This window comes from Paraburkholderia sp. BR10141 (genome assembly GCF_056155635.1).
The window spans coordinates 67,296-85,945 of the sequence record NZ_JBMIQH010000031.1; the positions used below are offsets into that span (position 1 = coordinate 67,296).

Here is an 18,650-nt window from a genome sequence, read left to right on the forward strand (position 1 = left end):
CGTCGGGCGGCGCCTCGCGCCTGGCGGGCTGCCCGAATAAGCGCGCGATGTGCTTTACGCTCCCGCGCAGAACGCCTCGATCAGGCGCGCGACCTCTTCCGGCTGGTCGTGATGCACCATGTGCCCCGCCCCGTCGACGATACGCTCGCGCCAGTCGGGAAATGCCTCGAAGCGCTTCTTGAATTCGCCGATGGGCACCGCCCCCGCGAGCCGCACAAGCGTTTCGGAACTGGCCGCTTCGACGTGCAGCACCCTTGCGCTCACCTGCGACCAGATCGCCATCACCTCGTCGAGCTGGTACAGCAGCGGACCGCGCATCTTGTGCGCCGGATCGCCGAGCAGCACATAACCGCCCTCGCCGTCCGGCTTCGACCAGTGTTCCGCGAGAAAGCGCGCACGCGGTGCGATCAGACGCGGATTGGTCTTCACGAGCCGCGCGGCCACCTCGTCGAGCGACGCGTACGTGCGCAGTTGCGGCGGCGTGCGCACTTCGTCGAGCCACTCGCGCATGCGGCCCGGCGCCTGTCTCGGTGACGGCGCCGGCATGCCGAAACCCTCCAGGTCGACCACGCGGCGCACACGCTCGGGCCGCACGCCCGCATAGAGACACACGATGTTCGCGCCGAGACTGTGGCCCACGAGATCCGCCTGCCCCTCGGGCGCGTAATGGGCGAGCAGCGCGTCGAGATCGGCGAGGTAGTCGGGGAACCAGTAGTGACTGCCCTGCCCTTGCGCGACGGGCCAGTCGGAGAGGCCGAAGCCGCGCAGGTCGGGAGCGATGACCTGCCAGTCACCGCCGCGTGCATCGAGCGCATCGACGACGAACTGGAACGACGCCGCCACGTCCATCCAGCCGTGCAGCATGAACAGCACGGGCGCGCTCTCGGCGCCCCAGCGGCGCACGTGCAGCCGGATGCCATTGACGTTGACGAATTCGGACCGGGATTGATTCATCTGCGTTGCCGCAAAAAAAGAATGGTCGTTCGATTATATAGCCGCCGGGCGTTCGCGGTACGTCATTCGTTCGAGTGACGCCCCGCTGACTGCTTCGAGACGGACTGTTCCGCGGCGTCCTGGGCCGCCAGCGTGTCCAGTTCGGCTTCGTCGAAACCCGCCGAGCGGCGCGCCTCGAAGTTGAACGGACCGCGCATGCGCGGCGCGTGGTACTGCTGCGCGAGCGCGAGCCATGCCGCGTGCGGGTCGAGCGCGCGTGCCTCGCAAAGGTGGCGGAACCAATGGTTGCCGATGCGCACGTGTCCCACTTCGTCGCGCAGGATGATGTCGAGGATCGCGGCCGATTCGTCGTCGCCAGCCTGCTTCAGGCGCGCGCGGATGGGCGGCGAGGCGTCGAGCCCGCGCGCCTCCAGCACACGCGGCACGAGCGCCATGCGCGCGAGCACGTCGGCGCTGGTGCGCTCGCACATCTCCCACAGGCCGTTGTGCGCGGGGAAGTCGCCGTATGCGTGGCCATAGTCGGCGAGCCGCGCACGCAGCAGCGAGAAGTGATACGCCTCTTCCGCCGCGACCCTGAGCCAGTCGGCGTAGAACGCGTCGGGCATGGCGGGGAAGCGCCAGACCGCGTCGAGCGCGAGATTGATCGCGTTGAATTCGATGTGGGCCAGCGCGTGCAGCAGCACGACGCGGCCCTGTGGCGTGCTCATGCTGCGGCGCTGCAGTTCGCGCGGCTCGACGAGCGGCGGCTCGGCCGGGCGGCCAGGCAAGCCGTCCGGCGTCGGGATGACGCGCTGCGGCTCCCACCGAGGCGCAGCGGCCTGCGCCTGACTCTGCGCATGCAGCGCGCGCACCGCATCGGCCTTGGCGACCGGGTCGCATTCGCGCAGCGCGGCGAGCGCGGCGAGGCGCCAGCAGTCGGGCTCGGCATCGGTTGGTCCTGGGAGATCAGCACTTGCGCTGACGGCGGAAAAAGCGGAATTCATCGGCAGAAGAAACAGGGACCGAAAAGCGGAAATACAAGACGCGGGCGCGGGCGCCCGAAAAGCACCCCGAGCGGACCGCGCACGCAACCGTTTACAATACGCGATTCACCTGCCTGGCGTCGTCCGCACCCGTTGCGCGTCGCCCGCAGACCGGCAGCAGCCCCGAAAGACATAGGAGACTCAACACCGTGGCCATCTACAAGCTTGGCGAAGCTGCACCGACCATTCACGAAAGCGTGTTCGTCGCGGACAACGCGACCGTCATCGGCAAGGTCGAACTGGCCGAAGACGCGAGCGTCTGGTTCGGCGCGACGCTGCGCGGCGACAACGAGCCGATCACCGTCGGCGCGCGCAGCAACGTTCAGGAAGGCGCGGTGCTCCACACGGACCCCGGCTACCCGCTCACGCTCGAAGCGAACGTGACCGTGGGCCATCAGGCCATGCTGCACGGCTGTACCGTGAAAGAGGGCGCACTGATCGGCATTCAGGCCGTGGTCTTGAATGGCGCGGTGATCGGCCGCAACTGTCTGGTTGGCGCGGGTGCGGTGGTCACCGAAGGCAAGGTGTTCCCCGACAACTCGCTGATTCTCGGCGCGCCGGCCAAAGTCGTGCGTGAGCTGACCGAGGCCGACATTGCCGGCCTCAAGCGCAACGCGGATGTCTACGCGCAGCGCCGCGAATATTTCAAGGCGCAGCTCGTGCGCATCGGCTGAGAGCGACACGCTCTTGCCGTGTGCGGCGCGGGCCGCGCCGCCCCGATTGAAACGAAGGAAAAGATTGTGAACGACCAGTTGCAAAAATTCATGTTCAGCGCCGCGCCGGTACGCGGCGAGATCGTCTCGCTGAACAACACGTGGCAGGAAGTGCTCAAGCGCCGCCAGTATCCGACGCCCGTGCGCACCGTGCTCGGCGAGATGATGGCAGCGTGCGCGCTGCTCTCGGCGAATCTCAAGTTCGACGGCACGCTGATCATGCAGATCTTCGGCGACGGCCCCGTGAAGATGCTGGTCGTACAGTGCGGCTCGGATCTGACGATGCGCGCGACCGCGCGCCTCGGCGAAGACTTCACGGGCGAAAATGCCCTGCCGCTCGGCGAAGAACTCACGTTCGCCGACCTCGTGAATCCGGACGGCCAGGGCCGCTGCGTGATCACGCTCGACCCCGCGAAAAAGCAGCCGGGCCAGCAGCCCTACCAGGGCATCGTGCCGCTGAATGGCGAAGACGGCCCGCTCAAGTCGATTGCCGCCGTGCTCGAGCATTACATGCATCACTCGGAACAGCTCGACTCGCGCCTTTGGCTCGCCGCCAACGACGACCGTGCAGTCGGCATGCTGCTCCAGAAGCTGCCGGGCGACGGCGGGATCGTGCCGCACCAGGGCGAGCACGACCTCGATACGTGGGAGCGCGTCTGCACGCTCGGCGGCACGCTCACGCGCGACGAAATGCTCAAGGAAGACGGCGAGACATTGTTCCGCCGCCTCTTCTGGCAGGAGAACGTGCGTCACTTCGAGCCGCTGGCGCCGCGCTTCCAGTGTTCGTGCTCGCGCGAGAAAGTGGGCGCGATGCTCAAGATGCTGGGCCGCGAGGAAGTCGACGGCGTGATCGAGGAACGCGGTCATGTCGAGATTCATTGCGACTACTGCAATCAGCGCTATGAGTTCGACCCTGTGGATGTCGCGCAACTTTTTGCCGTGACCGGCCTCTCAGAAAGCGTGAGCCCCGCTGCGGAGCGTCGTCACTGAGGCAAGCGTGAGCAAACCGCGGCGCAACGCGTGTTGCGTCGCCGCCCTGCGTAGCGGCACATAGACAGGCGCGGGGCCCGGATCGAAATGCGGACCTGCCCTCATCTCAAGTTACTTAGGCGTCCGACAGATGGAGAGAAGCATGATCAAGAACAAACGCTTCGTACGTCCCATCGTATCTCCGTTACGCGAGCGCATGCCGCGCGTGAGCGCGTTGCTCGTACTCACGACGCTCGGCGCGGCCGTTGCGTCGACGAGCGGCTGCATGATGGACCCGCCGGGCCCGTCGCCGATCTACAGCCGGCTGCCCCCGGCGCAGTCGGGCATCCCGGCCGCCGCGCCCGTGCTCACGCCCGACGAGAAAGCGCGCTACGACGCGATCGACCGTCAGGCGCTCGCTGAACAGGACAACGCCATGGCCGCGGAAGCTGCCGCACAAGCCTGGTCGCGGGCGTATGCGCCGCCGGTCACCGTCTACGGCAGCTATTACAGCGGCGGTTGGGGGCACGGCTGGGGTACGGGGATTGGCTACGGCTATCCGGGCTGGGGCTGGTAATCGCGGGCTTCGCGACGTCAACGCTCAGAACGAAAAAAGGCGCGGCTCAATGCCGCGCCTTTTGCTTGTCTTATCTGCTCATCGCAAGCGAACCGCTCAACCCGCCTTCTTCGCTTCCTTCCCATGCCCGTGCTTCTTCTCGGGCACACGCGAAACGGGGTTCGGCACCACCCTCACCGGCGCCGCCGACATCTCGCCGCGCGTCGAGGTGTTCGACGAACCGCTCGGCGTAACCGGCGGCGTCTGGTTCGGCGAGACGAACTGCACGAACACCTCGCTGTCCTTCACCATGCCCATCTCATAGCGAGCACGCTCCTCGACGGCAGCCGTGCCGTTCTGCAGATCCTGCACTTCGCCCGCAATGCGTTCGTTGCGCAGTTTCTCGTCGTCGTTCTGCTTTTGCTGCTGCGCGAGTTGCTGCTGCAGTTCGTGGACACGCAGCCAACCACCATGGCCCCACCAGAGCGGATACTGGATCAGCACGAGCAGGATGATCAGAACGACAGTGACAAGCCGCATGAAAGGTGCCGGATAAATACACGCCGCCCTGCGCTATACGCAGGGCGGCGGAGAGAGATGACGAAGGGTGACAGCAAGGCTGCTGCCGGCGCTGGGTCCGCTTAGCGGAGGTTATAGAACGCCGACTTGCCCGGGTAGCTGGCGATATCACCGAGATCTTCCTCGATGCGCAGCAGCTGGTTGTACTTCGAGATGCGGTCGCTGCGCGAGAGCGAACCGGTCTTGATCTGACCCGCGTTCAGGCCCACGGCGATGTCGGCGATCGTCGAGTCTTCGGTTTCGCCCGAACGGTGCGAGATGACGGCCGTGTAACCCGCGCGCTTGGCCATTTCGATTGCCGCGAAGGTTTCCGTCAGCGTGCCGATCTGGTTGATCTTGATGAGGATCGAGTTGGCGATGCCCTTCTCGATGCCTTCCTTCAGGATGCGCGTGTTGGTCACGAACAGGTCGTCGCCCACGAGTTGGACCTTCTTGCCGAGCTTGTCGGTCAGGAGCTTCCAGCCGGCCCAGTCGGACTCGTGCATGCCGTCTTCGATCGAGACGATCGGGAACTTGTCGGCGAGCGTCGCGAGGTAGTCGGCGAATTCGGCCGACGACAGTTGCAGGCCTTCGCCCGCGAGCTGGTACTTGCCGTCGTGGTAGAACTCGCTCGCTGCGCAGTCGAGCGCGAGCAGGACGTCTTCACCGGCGCGGTAGCCGGCCTTCTCGATGGCTTGCAGGATGGTCGAAAGGCACTCGTCGTTGCTGCCGAAGTTCGGTGCGAAGCCGCCTTCGTCGCCCACTGCCGTGCTCATGCCGCGATCCGAGAGGATCTTCTTGAGCGCGTGGAACACTTCCGCGCCGCAACGCAGCGCTTCGCGGAAGGTCGGCTGGCTCACCGGCACGATCATGAATTCCTGGATGTCGAGGCTGTTGTTCGCGTGCGCGCCGCCGTTGACGATATTCATCATCGGGACCGGCAGTTGCATTGCGCCCGAGCCGCCGAAGTAGCGGTACAGCGGCAGGCCGGCTTCCTCAGCGGCGGCCTTCGCGACGGCCATCGACACGGCCAGCATGGCGTTCGCGCCGAGGCGCGACTTGTTGTCGGTGCCGTCGAGCTCGAGCAGGGTCTTGTCGAGGAAGGCTTGTTCCGACGCGTCGAGGCCCATGATCGCCTCGGAGATTTCGGTGTTGATGTGCTCGACGGCCTTCAGCACGCCCTTGCCGTTGTAGCGGCCGGCTTCGCCGTCGCGCAGTTCGATCGCTTCGCGCGAGCCCGTGGATGCGCCCGACGGCACTGCCGCGCGGCCCATCGTGCCCGATTCGAGCAGCACGTCGCATTCGACGGTGGGATTGCCGCGCGAATCCAGAATCTCGCGACCGATGATATCTACGATTGCACTCATGGTTTCCTCAGGAAATGACAGTAATTCTTGCGCGAGCTGCGCCGCCTGCTGCATCGCCCCGCGAGGCACAGTTTCTATGCTCGTTCGGGGGCACACCGTCACATGGGACAGGCTGCGCGCTCGCCAGGTTCAACTTGCCGCAGCGCGACGCTCACGTTCCCGTGACCGATGCGCTGCCACGCTGCCTTGTACATCGAGCGCGGTGCGGTGCGCCGCGCTGCTCCTCCATCGCGCCGCTCATGCAATCGAAGCGGCGCGCGCCGTACTACGTAATTTCCAGCTCAGCTGAAGTCGTTCTCGAGGAACGGCGTGCGCTTGACCGCCTGGTCGAGCGTCACGAGGGTTTCGAGCAGGTCGGCCATGCGGTTCAGCGGCACGGCGTTCGGGCCGTCGGACTTCGCCTGCGCGGGGTTCGGGTGCGTCTCCATGAAGAGACCCGCCACGCCCGTGGCCACGGCCGCGCGAGCGAGCACCGGCACGAATTCGCGCTGCCCACCCGAGCTCGTGCCCTGCCCGCCCGGCAGCTGCACCGAGTGGGTCACGTCCATCACGACCGGCGCACCCGTCTCGCGCATGATAGCGAGCGAGCGCATGTCCGAGACGAGGTTGTTGTAACCGAACGAAACACCGCGTTCGCAGGCGAAGAAGCGGTCTTCGGAAAGACCCGCCTCACGCGCGGCTTCGCGAGCCTTGTCGATCACGTTCTTCATGTCGTGCGGCGCGAGGAACTGGCCTTTCTTGATGTTCACAGGCTTGCCCGAGCGCGCACACGCGTGGATGAAGTCGGTCTGGCGGCACAGGAACGCGGGCGTTTGCAGCACGTCCACGACCGAAGCCACGGGTCCGATCTCTTCTTCGGTGTGCACATCGGTCAGCACCGGCAAGCCGAGCTGACGCTTCACTTCGGAAAGGATGCGCAGGCCCTCGTCCATCCCGAGGCCGCGAAACGACTTGCCGCTCGAACGATTGGCCTTGTCGTAAGACGACTTGTAGATGAACGGAATGCCGAGCTTCGACGTGATTTCCTTCAGGCGCCCTGCCGTGTCGATCGTCATCTGTTCGGACTCGACGACACAGGTGCCTGCGATCAGGAAGAACGGCTTGTCGAGGCCTACCTCGAAACCGCACAGATTCATGCTTTCTCCTCGGCGCGCGCCTCGTGGTGCGCGACTGCCGCTTCGACATACGCCTTGAAGAGCGGATGGCCGTCACGCGGCGTGGACGTGAATTCCGGGTGGAACTGGACGCCGACGAACCACGGGTGCATGTCGCGCGGCAGTTCCATCATTTCCGGCAGGTCTTCAGTCGGCGTACGGGCGCTGATGATAAGGCCGCCGGCTTCGAGCTTGGGCACGTAGCCGTTATTGACTTCATAACGGTGACGGTGACGCTCGTTCACGTCCTTGCCGTAGATTTCTGCCGCGAGCGTGCCGGGCTTGATCGGGCAACGCTGCGAACCGAGGCGCATCGTGCCGCCGAGGTCCGAGTCTTCGGTGCGCTTCTCGACCTTGCCTTCGCGATCGGCCCATTCGGTGATGAGCGCGACGACGCGGTCGGGCGTGTCCGGATCGAATTCCGTGCTGTTCGCGTGCTTCAGGCCCACCACGTCGCGCGCGAATTCGATGACGGCGAGCTGCATGCCGAGGCAGATGCCGAGGTACGGCACCTTCGCTTCGCGGGCGTACTGGATGGCCTTGATCTTGCCTTCGGTGCCGCGACGGCCGAAGCCGCCCGGCACGAGGATCGCATCGAGATGCTTGAGGCTCTCGACACCTTCTTCGTCGATCTGCTCGGAGTCGATGTACTCGATGTTCACCTTCGCCGAGGTCTTGATCGACGCGTGGCGCAGCGCTTCGATGAGCGACTTGTACGACTCGGTCAGGTCGACGTACTTGCCGACCATGCCGATCGTGACTTCGTGCTTCGGATGCTCGAGCTTTTCGACCATTTCCGCCCAGATCGACAGATCGGCGGGCTTGGCGGAGAGCTTCAGTTCGTCGCAGACGATCGAGTCGAGGCCCTGGTCGTGCAGCATCTGCGGGATCTTGTAGATGCTGTCGGCGTCCCACACCGAGATCACGGCGTCTTCGGGTACGTTCGAGAACATCGAGATCTTCGAGCGCTCGTCGTCCGGAATGCGGCGGTCGGCGCGGCACAGCAGCACGTTCGGATAGATACCGATTTCGCGCAGCTTCTGCACGCTGTGCTGCGTGGGCTTGGTCTTGAGCTCACCCGCCGTGGCGATGAACGGCACCAGCGTGAGGTGCACGAAGCACGCGCTATTGCGGCCAAGGCGCAGGCTCATCTGGCGCGCGGCCTCGAGGAACGGCAGCGACTCGATGTCGCCCACCGTGCCGCCCACTTCGACGATCGCGACATCCGGCTCGCCGCACGTCGCCGATGCGGCGCCGCGTTCGATGAATGCCTGGATTTCGTTCGTGATGTGCGGAATGACCTGCACGGTCTTGCCCAGATAGTCGCCGCGGCGTTCCTTGCGGATCACCGATTCGTAGATCTGGCCCGTGGTGAAGTTGTTGGCCTTGCGCATCTTCGTGGTAATGAAGCGCTCATAGTGGCCAAGGTCGAGGTCGGTTTCCGCTCCGTCTTCCGTCACGAACACTTCGCCGTGCTGAAACGGGCTCATCGTGCCGGGGTCGACGTTGATGTAGGGATCGAGCTTGAGGAGGGTGACTTTCAGACCGCGCGATTCGAGGATCGCGGCGAGGGAGGCGGCGGCAATACCCTTGCCAAGGGAGGAAACTACGCCGCCGGTGACGAAAACATATTTGGTCATCGCTGGATGCTCGCGGGAAAAACGGATTATACCTGAAAGCAAGGGCTAACCCTGAATTTTGAGCGAGCGGAAACGATGCGCGACACGTAGCCCCACGCTCTACCCTGCCCTGCGAGCAACCGCGCTGAAAACCGGCCGCTCAGGCTCCGTTTTCCATGGCGTAAAGCATGCGCTGTACCGCGCGCGCGGTCTCGATCGGACGCTCCATCGGATACAGATGACTGCCCTCGATCCACTCGAAGCGCTCGCCGGCGATGCGCCGTGTTGCCGCAAGCCCGACCTGGCGCACTTCACGCGACTGCGTGCCCGCGACGAAGCTCACCGGCACGGGCGAGCCGTGCACGAGCCTCGGGCCTAAGGTGTGAGGCAGCGTGCGGTAAATCATGTACTCGGTCTGGCGGTCGAAGGCGAGCGTGCGACCGCCGTCGACCGAGGTCTGAGGAATGCCGAAGTCGACATAGTCGGAAAGCACGCGCTCGTCCCAGCGCGCGAATGCCGCCTTCGAATGGAAATGCCGCCAGGCCTCGTCGCGGCTCGCCCAGTTCGTGCGGCGCGTGCGCGTGGCGACGGCAGGCGACAGGCGCTCGTCGAGCCCGGTCCACTGCGAGACCCGCAACATGCTGCTGCGCCAGCCCGCGATCACCGGCGAATCGAGCATCACGACGCCCTTGACCCATTGCGGCTTTTTCAGCGCGGCCATCAGCGAGAGATAGCCGCCGAGCGAATGGCCGACGAGCCACACGGGCTCCTCGTAGGTGCGGCCGATGTCGTCGAGCAGTTGCTCGACGAGATGCGGCCAGTCGCGGGTGACGGGAAAGCGCGCGTCGTGCCCGATGCGCTCGATGTAGCGCAACTCGTAGTTGTCGCCCAGTTCGGCGAAGAACGTGCGATACGTCGAGGCCGGAAAGCCGTTCGCGTGCGAGAAATGGATGACGTTTTTCAAAGGCGGCGTGTCTCTCTATTTTGTTGATCTCTCTCGTCATTCGCGCTTTCGTTCACCCTGCTATCGGCGCGTCAGTCCTGCGTCGGCGGGTCCATCCAGTAGCGCCGCTGCGTGTCGCGAAAGCGCTCGACGGCAAGTGCGCCGGGCCGCGCCTCGACGCGCGCGGCGCCGTCCGCGTCGCTGCGCGCGAGCACGATGTCGCGGGCCGCGTAGCGCGCGTAGACGCCCGGATGCGGGTGATGAAAGCGGTTCAGATAGCCTACCTGAAATATCGCGACGAGCGGCCAGACAGAATCGAGGAACGGTTCAGTCGACGAGGAGCGGCTGCCGTGATGCGGCACGACCAGCACCTGGGCGCGCAGCCGCTCGGGGTCGCGCGCGACCAGCGTGCGCTCGACGCCCGCTTCGATGTCGGCGGCGATCAGCGCAGAGACCGGACCGTCTTGTGCCTCGGGCGCAACGCTTGCCGCCGTCGTCACCCGCAGGACGCAGCAATGCGCATTGGGTTTGCCCGCGAGCGGCCCGGGGTCGGGCCAGAGCACCTCGAAGTCGACGCCGTCCCACCGCCAGCGCTGGCCGGCGGCGCACCGCACGGTCTGCGCGCCCCTTGTGCGTGCGCTCGCCCACAGCGGATGCGCGGGCAGGATGCCCGCCACGAATGCCTCGACGTCGACACCGTCGAACACGGCTTGCGCGCCGCCCGAATGATCGGAGTCGTCGTGGCTGATCATCAGCGCATCGAGGCGCCCTATGCCATGCGCCTGCAGATACGGCACGACAATGCGCTCGCCCGCCTGCGTCGACTCGGGGCCCGGGCCCGCGTCGAACAGCAGGCGATGCCGGGCCGTCTCGACCAGCACCGAGGTGCCTTGGCCGATGTCGAGCGCCGTGAGCCGGAAAGCGCCCGGCGGCGGCCCCGTGGGCGCAGGCACCAGTAACGGCAGCCATGTGAACGGCGCGATCCAGCGCATTGGCCAACCGCGTGGCGCAAGCCACCAGACGACGCCCACTGCAGCGCACGCGAGCGGCCACGCTCCGGGTTGCGGCAGCCGCAAAACCGCCCACGGCAGGCCCTCCAGCGCGCTCAGCGCCACAACCAGCCAGTCGAGGCAGGTATGCGCCGCGCGCAGCGCGAGGGCGTCGACCGGCGCGGGCATCGCGGCGCTCGCGATCACGAGCGGCGCGACGAGCATGCTCACCCAGGGAATCGCAAAGGCATTGGCCAGTGGGCCGATGAGCGGTATTTGCGCGAACCAGTACGCAGTGAGGGGCGCGAGCGCCAGGGTCACGGCCCACTGCACGCGAGCGCTATCGCCAAGGCGTGACGCAAGACGTCGCATCGCCCCACGCCAGTCATCAGGCGGAAGCGCCATGGCGGCAAGACGTCGAACCGCGCCTTCGCGCGCAGCAGGCCCTGCGAATGGATCGGTTCGGTCATGCAGCGGATCGGCGGCGTCCGCGGCAGCATTCTGCGGCGCGTCCCTGTGCAAGCGCGGCACGCCACTCGCCGCGAAGAGGATCGCTCCGACCGCGCAGAACGAAAGCCAGAATCCCGCTGCGGTCACCGCCCACGGATCGCGCAACAGCACGAGCCCGAGCGCCCACGCCAACACATGCGAGCGCGCGAGCTCGCGCCCGGCGAACAGCGCGAGCGCGACGACCACCAGCATCCAGAGCGCTCGCTGCACCGGCACATTGAAGCCAGCGAGCGCCGCATAGACGCCCGCCGCGAGCAACGCGCCCGCAACCGCCACCTTTTGCGCCGGCACGATGAGTGGCGCATCGACGCCGCGCCAGCGCGCGCGCCGCCACAGTGCGCCCGCGACCCACCCGGCGAGCCCCGCGACGAACGCGAGATGCAGCCCGGAGATCGCCACCAGGTGGCTCGTGCCCGTATTGCGCATGAGCCGCCTGTCCGCGTCGCTGATCGCGTCCTGTGCGCCGGTGGCGAGCGCGATGACGATGCCGCGATGCGGTGCGTCGCCGAGCACTGCGTCGATGCGCGCACGCAGCGCGGCGCGCGCCCGCTCGATGCGCACGCCTACGCCGGTGGCGTCAACGGGCAGACGCACGGCATGCCCGGGATCGCTCACGTACCCGGTGGCGCGCACGCCGCGCGCGAGCAGCGCGGCCTGCGTGTCGCGCAGGCGGAAGTTGCCGTTGCCGTGCGGGCGTTTGAGCCGCACGGCAAGGCGCCAGCGTGCGCCGGGCACGAGCGGCGGCAGCGGCGCCTCGCGCGCCACCCACGATAGTTGAATCAAATGCGGCAGCGCCGTGGCAGCCTTGTGCGTTTCCCAGGATTCGACACGAAAGAGGAAGCTTGCGCCGTTCGCTCCGTAGGAAGGCAAGCTGGAGATATAGCCGCTGATGGCGATGTTGCGCGCCTGCCAGGCAGCGGGAAGCGCCTCGGCAAGCCGTGTTTCTGCACGCCACGCCGCATAGCCAAAGCCCGCGCATGCGGCCGCAAACCACACCGCCGCCCAGCCGCTGGCCATGCGCCAGCGTCGCCCGCAAGACAGGCCGACATGAGATTCGTCCGCCGGTGCCACGCCGCCCAACGCCCATGCCGCCCACGTGGCCCCGAGCACTGTTGCCAGAACCAGCGCGACCCACGCCCCCCACCCCGGCAACGCCGCCTGTCGCTGCAAGACAATCACGCCCAGCGCAAACCCGCACCACATCGCCCGCATCCCGCCTCCTCGCAACGAGGGGGCTGAATGCACAAACCGTGTCAGTCGCGCCGCGCAAAATGCACCCTGTGCACGCCACCCTGGAAACGATTATGCAGACGAAAGCGCGAGCCGCGGCAGCGCAGCCGCCGCGTTAGCCGTCGTGCCAAGTGCGAGTTCGTCGGGACTCAAGCCCCGCAAGCCTGCGAGCACGGCGCCGATGCGCGGCACCTGGTCAGGCGTGTTGCGCGCGCGATAAAGCCAGGCGGGCGAGATGTCCGGCGCATCGGTTTCCATGACGATGGCCTCGAGCGGCAGTTGCTGCGCGAGTCTGCGGATCTGCAGCGCGCGCTCGAACGTCACATTGCCGCCGAAGCCCAAATGCATCCCTTGATCGATGAACGCACGCGCCTGCTGGAAGCTGCCGTTGAACGCATGCGCGATACCGCTTTTCACGCCGTTGCGGCGCAGCCCCTTGAGCACCTGATCCTGCGACTTGCGCACATGGCAGATCGCCGGCAAGCCGAACTCGCGTGCAAGGCGCAACTGGGCATCGTAGAAGTGCTGTTGCCGGGCGTCGTCGAGGCCCGGCACGAAGTAATCGAGCCCGATCTCGCCGATGCCGACGAAGCACGGATCATCGAGACTCGCCTCGATCTCGCGGCGCAGCACTTCAAGGTCTTCGTCACGCGCCTGCGGCGTATAGAGCGGATGAATGCCGAGCGCGTAGACGGCGCCCTCGGTGCGGTGCGCGAGCGCGCGCACCACGTCGAAGTTCTCGCGCGCCACCGCCGGGATCACGATGCGCGACACACCCGCCGCGCGCGCCGCCGACGCGACCGCGTCGCGGTCCGCGTCGAACTCGGCGGCATCGAGATGGCAGTGCGTGTCGATCCACATGGCGCTCGCTCGCGGGAAGGCTCAGACCGGTACGACCGGTTCCTCGTGCAGCATGCCGTCGCGCAGGCGCACGATGCGGTCGCAGCGCGCCGCGAGGTCGGGATCATGCGTGACGATCACGAAACTCGTATCGAACTGGTCGGAGAGTTCGAGCATCAGATTGAAGACGTTATCCGCTGTCGCGCCGTCGAGGTTGCCCGTGGGCTCGTCGGCGAGCACGCATGCGGGCTTCGTCACGAGCGCACGCGCAATGGCCACGCGCTGGCGCTCGCCGCCCGACAGTTCGCCCGGCCGGTTGCGCGCGCGATGCGAGAGGCCCACGCGATCGAGGATCTGCATCGCCTCGGCACGCGCGTCTTCCTGCGTCATGCGGCGAATACGCAACGGCATCGCCACGTTGTCGAGCGCCGAAAACTCCGGCAGCAGATGGTGGAACTGATAGACGAAGCCCAGCGCCCGATTGCGCAGTTCGTTGCGCTCGCGCTCTGACAGCTCGGTGAACGGCTTGCCGAGCACCGAGACCTTGCCCGCGCCCGGCTCGTCGAGTCCGCCGAGCACGTGCAGCAGCGTGCTCTTGCCCGAGCCCGACGCGCCCACCACAGCGAGCTTCTCGCCGCGCTTCACTTTCAGATCGGTGTCGTGCAGCACCTGCACTGCAAGCTGGCCCTGGCCAAACACCTTCGAGACGCCGTGCGCTTCGAGCACGTACGGATAATCGCCAGCCGCGGCGATCAGCGATTGACGGTCATTCATAGCGCAGCGCCTCCGCGGGACGAACCTTGGCCGCGCGCCAGCTCGGATAGAGCGTGGCGAGCGCGGACAGCACGAAGGCGATCACGCCGATGCGGATCACGTCGGAAGCCACGAGTTCGGAAGGCAGCTCGCTGATGAAATAAACCGAAGGCGGCAGGAACTGAATGCCGAGCAGATGCTCGATCGCCGGCACGCTCCATGGAATGCTCCACGCGATCAGGCAGCCGAGCGCAATGCCGATGGCCGTGCCCACGAAGCCGATCGTCACGCCCTGCACGACGAAGATCTTCATGATCGAGCCCGGCTGCGCGCCGAGCGTGCGCAGGATCGCGATATCGGCCTGCTTGTTGGTGACGGTCATGACGAGAGACGAAACGAGGTTGAACGCCGCGACCGCGATGATGAGCGTGAGAATGATGAACATCATGCGTTTTTCGATCTGCACGGCCGAGAACCAGGTCTTGTTCTGCTGCGTCCAGTCGCGGATATAGAGGTCGCCCGAGAGCGTATGCACGAGCTGGCGCGCCACCGCCGGCGCGCGCTGCATGTCCTTCAAGCGCAGCCGCACGCCGCTTGGCGCGCCTAAGCGATAAAGCACTTCGGCGTCGCGGATGTTGGTGAGTGCGAGCGTGCTGTCGTACTCGTAATGGCCCGACTCGAATACGCCCATCACCGTGAACTGCTTCAAGCGCGGCAGCATGCCGGCCGGCGTGATCGAACCCTCGGGCGCGACCAGCGTGACCTTGTCGCCCACCGTCACGCCCAGGTTCACAGCGAGATCGGCGCCGAGCACGATGCCGAAGCTGCCGGGCGTGAGGTCGTTCAGGCTGCCCGCCTTCATTTCCCGGCCGATGTCCGAAACCTGCGGCTCCTCGGAAGGTTCGATGCCGCGCAGCGCAACGCCGTTCACGCTGTCGCCGCGCGTGAGCAGCGCCTGGGCGTCCACGTAAGGCGCCGCGCCAATGACTTCAGGATTGGTCTTCGCTTCTTTCGCGGTGAGCTGCCAGTCGGGCATCGTGCCCGTCGGCGAAAAAATCTCGATGTGCGCAAGCACGGAAAGCATGCGGTCGCGCACGTCGCGCTGGAAGCCGTTCATCACCGAAAGCACGACGATCAGTGCCGCGACGCCGAGCGCGATGCCCGACATCGATATGAGTGCGATGAACGAGATGAACCCGTTGCCGGTCGTGCGTTTGCCGGCGCGGGTGTAGCGCCAGCCTATCTGCCATTCGTAGGGAAGTTTCAAGCGAATCCTTTTGCGTCTTCGTTGCGCTCCGGCGCCGTATTGACCCTGGGGCCAGTGCGCCGGACGGCCGGAGAATATCGTGCCGGGTCGGGCGGCGATCAACCGCGAAGTTTGCCACACTGGCGGCGGGTCACGGATATTCGACGGAGTTCCCCGTGAACTTTCCGGCGTGAGAACCGCAGCCCCCGTGAGGCGTTTGCCTGCCCTCTGCTTCGAGCCGCAATTCGCCCACAAGTGCCGCAGCACCAGCATAACGGGTCCAGGCGATGCCGTTGCGGCACGCCCGAGGGCCGCCCGGCGCACGGAGCGCCGAAGTACAATGCGCACCATCATGCCCGCCGACCGACTCCATTTCCTCGTCCCCTTTGCCTTGCCGTCCGCCGCGGCCGCCTCCACCGCGCTCGCGGGCCTCGAATACCCGGCGCTCGCGAAACTGGTTGCGCGCGCGACACTCGGCGAGCAGGTGATCGGCGAGGACTTCCAGCGTACGCTGCCGCACGAGCGCTGGGTCGCGCGCCAGTTCGGCGCTCTCGGTCCGGCGAGCGCGAACCGCGCAAACTCCGCGCCGGCCGCCGACGACGAAGCGCCGCTTGCGCCTTACATGCTGCTCGCCGATGGCGGCACGCCCGGCGACGCCACGTGGGCGTGCGTGCAGCCCGTGCACGTGCGCATCGCGCACGATCATCTGGTGCTGATCGACCCCGCCTCGCTCGAACTCGCCGACGCCGACGCCGCCACGCTCTACACTGTCGCCCGCCCGCTGATCGAAGAACTGGGCGTGCGCATCGAGGCGCCGACGCCGCAGCGCTGGTATCTCTCGTCGGAAGCGTTCGGCACGCTCGCGGGCGCGTCGCCCTTGCGCGCGAGCGGCCGCAACATCGAGATCTGGCTGCCGCACGAGGCCCATTCGGGCCAGCGTTCGCGCGCCTGGATGAAGGTGCAGAACGAAGTGCAGATGGCGTGGTTCGAGCATCCCGTGAACGAGGCACGCGAAGCGCGCGGTCTGCCCGCCGTCAATTCGATCTGGTTCCACGCCCAGGGCGCGCTGCGCACCGTCACGAGCCCCTATGCGCGCGTGCGCTCCGATGCGGCCGCCACGCGCGGCCTGGCGCTCGCCGCGAAGGCGCAAGTCGATGCCGCACCCGCGAACTTTGCCGCGCTCGCAGCCGCGCTCAACAACGGTTCGGGCACGGGCGCGACGCTCGTCGAGCTCGATCCGTTCTCGGCGGCCTTCATCCAGCAGGACTGGGGCCGCTGGAACGCCGCGTTCGCTCAACTTGAGCGCGACTGGTTCGCGCCGGCGCTCACGGCGCTGCAAACGGGCGCGCTCGCCGCGCTCGATCTCACGCTATGCGGCGACACGGGCTCGGTCACGCTGTCCATCACGCGCGGCGATTTGCGCAAGTTCTGGCGACGCCGCCTGTTCGCGTCGCTTTTTATCGAATGATTCCCGAATGACTTCTTTTTTCCGCGCTCACGCATGACCCGAATCGTCACCCGTGCCTGCTCGCCCGCCGACACCGAAGCGCTCGTGCGCCACGGCCTGCATCCGGTGCTCGCGCGCCTCTACGCCTCGCGCGGCGTTTGCCAGCCCGACGAGATCGAAACCGGCCTCGCGCGCCTCATTCCGCCCACCGGCATGAAGGGCCTCGACGAGGCCGCCGAACTGCTCGCCGACGCGCTCGAAGCCGAGTGCCGCATGCTCGTGGTCGCCGACTACGATTGCGACGGCGCGACGGCCTGCGCCGTGGCCGTGCGCGGCCTGCGCATGTTCGGCGCGCAGATCGACTATCTGGTGCCGAACCGCTTCGAGTATGGCTACGGCCTCACGCCCGAGATCGTCGCACTCGCCGCGCAACGCAAGGGCGGTCCACCCGACGTCCTGATCACGGTGGACAACGGCATCGCCAGCGTGGAAGGCGTCGAAGCCGCGAACGAACTCGGCATCGAGGTGCTCGTCACCGACCACCACTTGCCCGGCGAGACGCTCCCCGACGCGCGCGCCATCGTCAATCCGAACCAGCCGGGCTGCGAGTTTCCGAGCAAGTGCATCGCGGGCGTGGGCGTGATGTTCTACACGCTGCTCGCGCTGCGTGCGGAGCTGCGCAGGCGCGGCGCGTTCAGCGACGGCAAGCCCGAGCCGCGTCTCGACGGCCTGCTCGATCTCGTCGCGCTCGGCACCGTCGCCGACGTCGTGAAGCTCGACTGCAATAACCGCGTGCTCGTCGCGCAAGGCTTGCAGCGCGTGCGCAACGGCCGCATGCAGCCGGGGATCGCCGCGCTCTTTCGCGCGGCGGGCCGCGACGCGAAAACCGCGTCGGGCTTCGACTTCGGCTTCGCGCTCGGGCCGCGCCTAAATGCGGCCGGCCGGCTCTCGGACATGTCGCTCGGCATCGAGTGCCTGACCACCGACGACGTGGGCCGCGCCTGGGAGCTTGCGCAGCAGCTCGACGGCATGAACCGCGAACGCCGCGAGATCGAAGCCGGCATGCAGCAGCAGGCGCTCGCCGATCTCGCCGACATCGATCCGCAAGGCAAGGCCACGCTCACGCTGTTCAACGAAAGCTGGCACCAGGGTGTGATCGGCATCGTCGCGGGACGGCTCAAGGAGCGCTTTCACCGCCCCTCGTTCACTTTCGCGCCTGCCGACGACGACGGCGAGCTCGTGAAGGGTTCGGGCCGTTCGATCCCCGGTTTCCATCTGCGCGACGCGGTCGATCTGATCAGCAAGCGCGAGCCCGGACTGATCCAGAAGTTCGGCGGCCACGCCATGGCCGCGGGCATGACGATCGCCGCTGCCGACGTGCCGCGCTTTGCCGCCGCCTTCGAGCGCGTGGGCCGCGAGTGGCTCACCGAAGAGGCGCTCGCGCGCACCGTCGAAACCGACGGCGATCTCGAAGACGCCTACTTCACGCCCGATTTCGTCGAGATGCTCGATGCCGCCGTGTGGGGCCAGGGCTTCCCGGCGCCCGTGTTTTCGGGGGAATTCGAGGTGGCCTCGCAGGCGCTCGTGAAGGACAAGCACCTCAAACTGCAACTGCTGCGCGGGCGCCAGCGCTTTAACGCGATCTGGTTCAACCACACCGAATCGCTGCCGCAGCACACCACGGTCGCCTATCGGCTCGTGCGCGACACCTGGAATGGCGTGTCGCGCGTGCAGCTCGTGGTGGAGCACGCTGCGCTCTAAGCGCGCCTTGAACTGCACG

16 protein-coding genes are annotated in these 18,650 nt (G+C 66.7%); 5 read left to right on the top strand and 11 right to left on the bottom strand.

Going from position 1 to position 18,650, the window contains the following annotated elements:
- Window positions 1-54: 54 nt before the first annotated feature.
- Window positions 55-954, bottom strand: coding sequence for an alpha/beta fold hydrolase (locus ACOJB8_RS31810; RefSeq protein WP_342945881.1), 900 nt, complete (start codon window positions 952-954; stop codon window positions 55-57).
- A 62-nt stretch (window positions 955-1,016) separates the two neighbouring features.
- Window positions 1,017-1,937: a ferritin-like domain-containing protein gene (locus ACOJB8_RS31815; RefSeq protein WP_342945882.1), complete on the bottom strand. Its 921-nt coding sequence runs from the start codon at window positions 1,935-1,937 to the stop codon at window positions 1,017-1,019.
- Between the two features lie 188 nt (window positions 1,938-2,125).
- On the opposite strand from ACOJB8_RS31815, the gene ACOJB8_RS31820 reads away from it, so the two are divergent.
- From ACOJB8_RS31820 to ACOJB8_RS31830, 3 genes are all read left to right on the top strand, one after another.
- Window positions 2,126-2,650: a gamma carbonic anhydrase family protein gene (locus ACOJB8_RS31820; RefSeq protein WP_069265541.1), complete on the top strand. Its 525-nt coding sequence runs from the start codon at window positions 2,126-2,128 to the stop codon at window positions 2,648-2,650.
- Window positions 2,651-2,716: 66 nt separating this feature from the next.
- Window positions 2,717-3,679, top strand: a complete 963-nt coding sequence (gene hslO, locus ACOJB8_RS31825; RefSeq protein ID WP_069265731.1) for an Hsp33 family molecular chaperone HslO — start codon at window positions 2,717-2,719, stop codon at window positions 3,677-3,679.
- 196 nt (window positions 3,680-3,875) lie between these two features.
- On the top strand, window positions 3,876-4,235 hold the full coding sequence (locus ACOJB8_RS31830; RefSeq protein ID WP_368605065.1) for a hypothetical protein: 360 nt from the start codon (window positions 3,876-3,878) through the stop codon (window positions 4,233-4,235).
- Window positions 4,236-4,331: 96 nt separating this feature from the next.
- Here the strand turns inward: ACOJB8_RS31830 and ftsB are convergent, their stop codons facing one another.
- The 9 genes from ftsB to ACOJB8_RS31875 all read right to left on the bottom strand — a co-directional run bounded on the left by ftsB (window position 4,332) and on the right by ACOJB8_RS31875 (window position 15,444).
- Window positions 4,332-4,754 (bottom strand): cell division protein FtsB, encoded by a 423-nt coding sequence (ftsB, locus tag ACOJB8_RS31835; RefSeq protein ID WP_110383976.1) that lies wholly within the window; start codon window positions 4,752-4,754, stop codon window positions 4,332-4,334.
- Window positions 4,755-4,855: 101 nt separating this feature from the next.
- The gene (gene eno / locus ACOJB8_RS31840; RefSeq protein WP_028216897.1) at window positions 4,856-6,139 is read right to left on the bottom strand and encodes a phosphopyruvate hydratase; all 1,284 of its coding nucleotides are present in this window, start codon (window positions 6,137-6,139) and stop codon (window positions 4,856-4,858) included.
- Window positions 6,140-6,420: 281 nt separating this feature from the next.
- Complete coding sequence (kdsA, locus tag ACOJB8_RS31845; protein WP_069265539.1) at window positions 6,421-7,275, bottom strand: 3-deoxy-8-phosphooctulonate synthase; 855 nt, start codon at window positions 7,273-7,275, stop codon at window positions 6,421-6,423.
- Window positions 7,272-8,933: a CTP synthase gene (locus ACOJB8_RS31850; RefSeq protein ID WP_069265538.1), complete on the bottom strand. Its 1,662-nt coding sequence runs from the start codon at window positions 8,931-8,933 to the stop codon at window positions 7,272-7,274. Before ACOJB8_RS31850 ends, kdsA begins: the two co-directional genes overlap by 4 nt.
- 139 nt (window positions 8,934-9,072) lie before the next feature.
- Window positions 9,073-9,876, bottom strand: coding sequence for an alpha/beta fold hydrolase (locus ACOJB8_RS31855; RefSeq protein WP_069265537.1), 804 nt, complete (start codon window positions 9,874-9,876; stop codon window positions 9,073-9,075).
- A 71-nt stretch (window positions 9,877-9,947) separates the two neighbouring features.
- Window positions 9,948-12,566, bottom strand: a complete 2,619-nt coding sequence (locus ACOJB8_RS31860) for a ComEC/Rec2 family competence protein (RefSeq protein ID WP_475016131.1) — start codon at window positions 12,564-12,566, stop codon at window positions 9,948-9,950.
- 90 nt (window positions 12,567-12,656) lie between these two features.
- Window positions 12,657-13,445, bottom strand: a complete 789-nt coding sequence (locus tag ACOJB8_RS31865) for a TatD family hydrolase (protein ID WP_475016133.1) — start codon at window positions 13,443-13,445, stop codon at window positions 12,657-12,659.
- A gap of 21 nt (window positions 13,446-13,466) precedes the next feature.
- Window positions 13,467-14,198: a lipoprotein-releasing ABC transporter ATP-binding protein LolD gene (gene lolD / locus ACOJB8_RS31870; protein WP_069265534.1), complete on the bottom strand. Its 732-nt coding sequence runs from the start codon at window positions 14,196-14,198 to the stop codon at window positions 13,467-13,469.
- Window positions 14,191-15,444, bottom strand: coding sequence for a lipoprotein-releasing ABC transporter permease subunit (locus tag ACOJB8_RS31875; protein WP_069265533.1), 1,254 nt, complete (start codon window positions 15,442-15,444; stop codon window positions 14,191-14,193). The genes lolD and ACOJB8_RS31875 overlap by 8 nt, the downstream gene beginning before the upstream one ends.
- A gap of 319 nt (window positions 15,445-15,763) precedes the next feature.
- On the opposite strand from ACOJB8_RS31875, the gene ACOJB8_RS31880 reads away from it, so the two are divergent.
- Window positions 15,764-16,891, top strand: coding sequence for a regulator (locus ACOJB8_RS31880; RefSeq protein WP_368610261.1), 1,128 nt, complete (start codon window positions 15,764-15,766; stop codon window positions 16,889-16,891).
- A 33-nt stretch (window positions 16,892-16,924) separates the two neighbouring features.
- Entirely contained in the window at window positions 16,925-18,631 is a 1,707-nt protein-coding gene (gene recJ, locus ACOJB8_RS31885; RefSeq protein WP_475016135.1) for a single-stranded-DNA-specific exonuclease RecJ, read from the top strand.
- Window positions 18,632-18,650 lie beyond the last annotated feature (19 nt).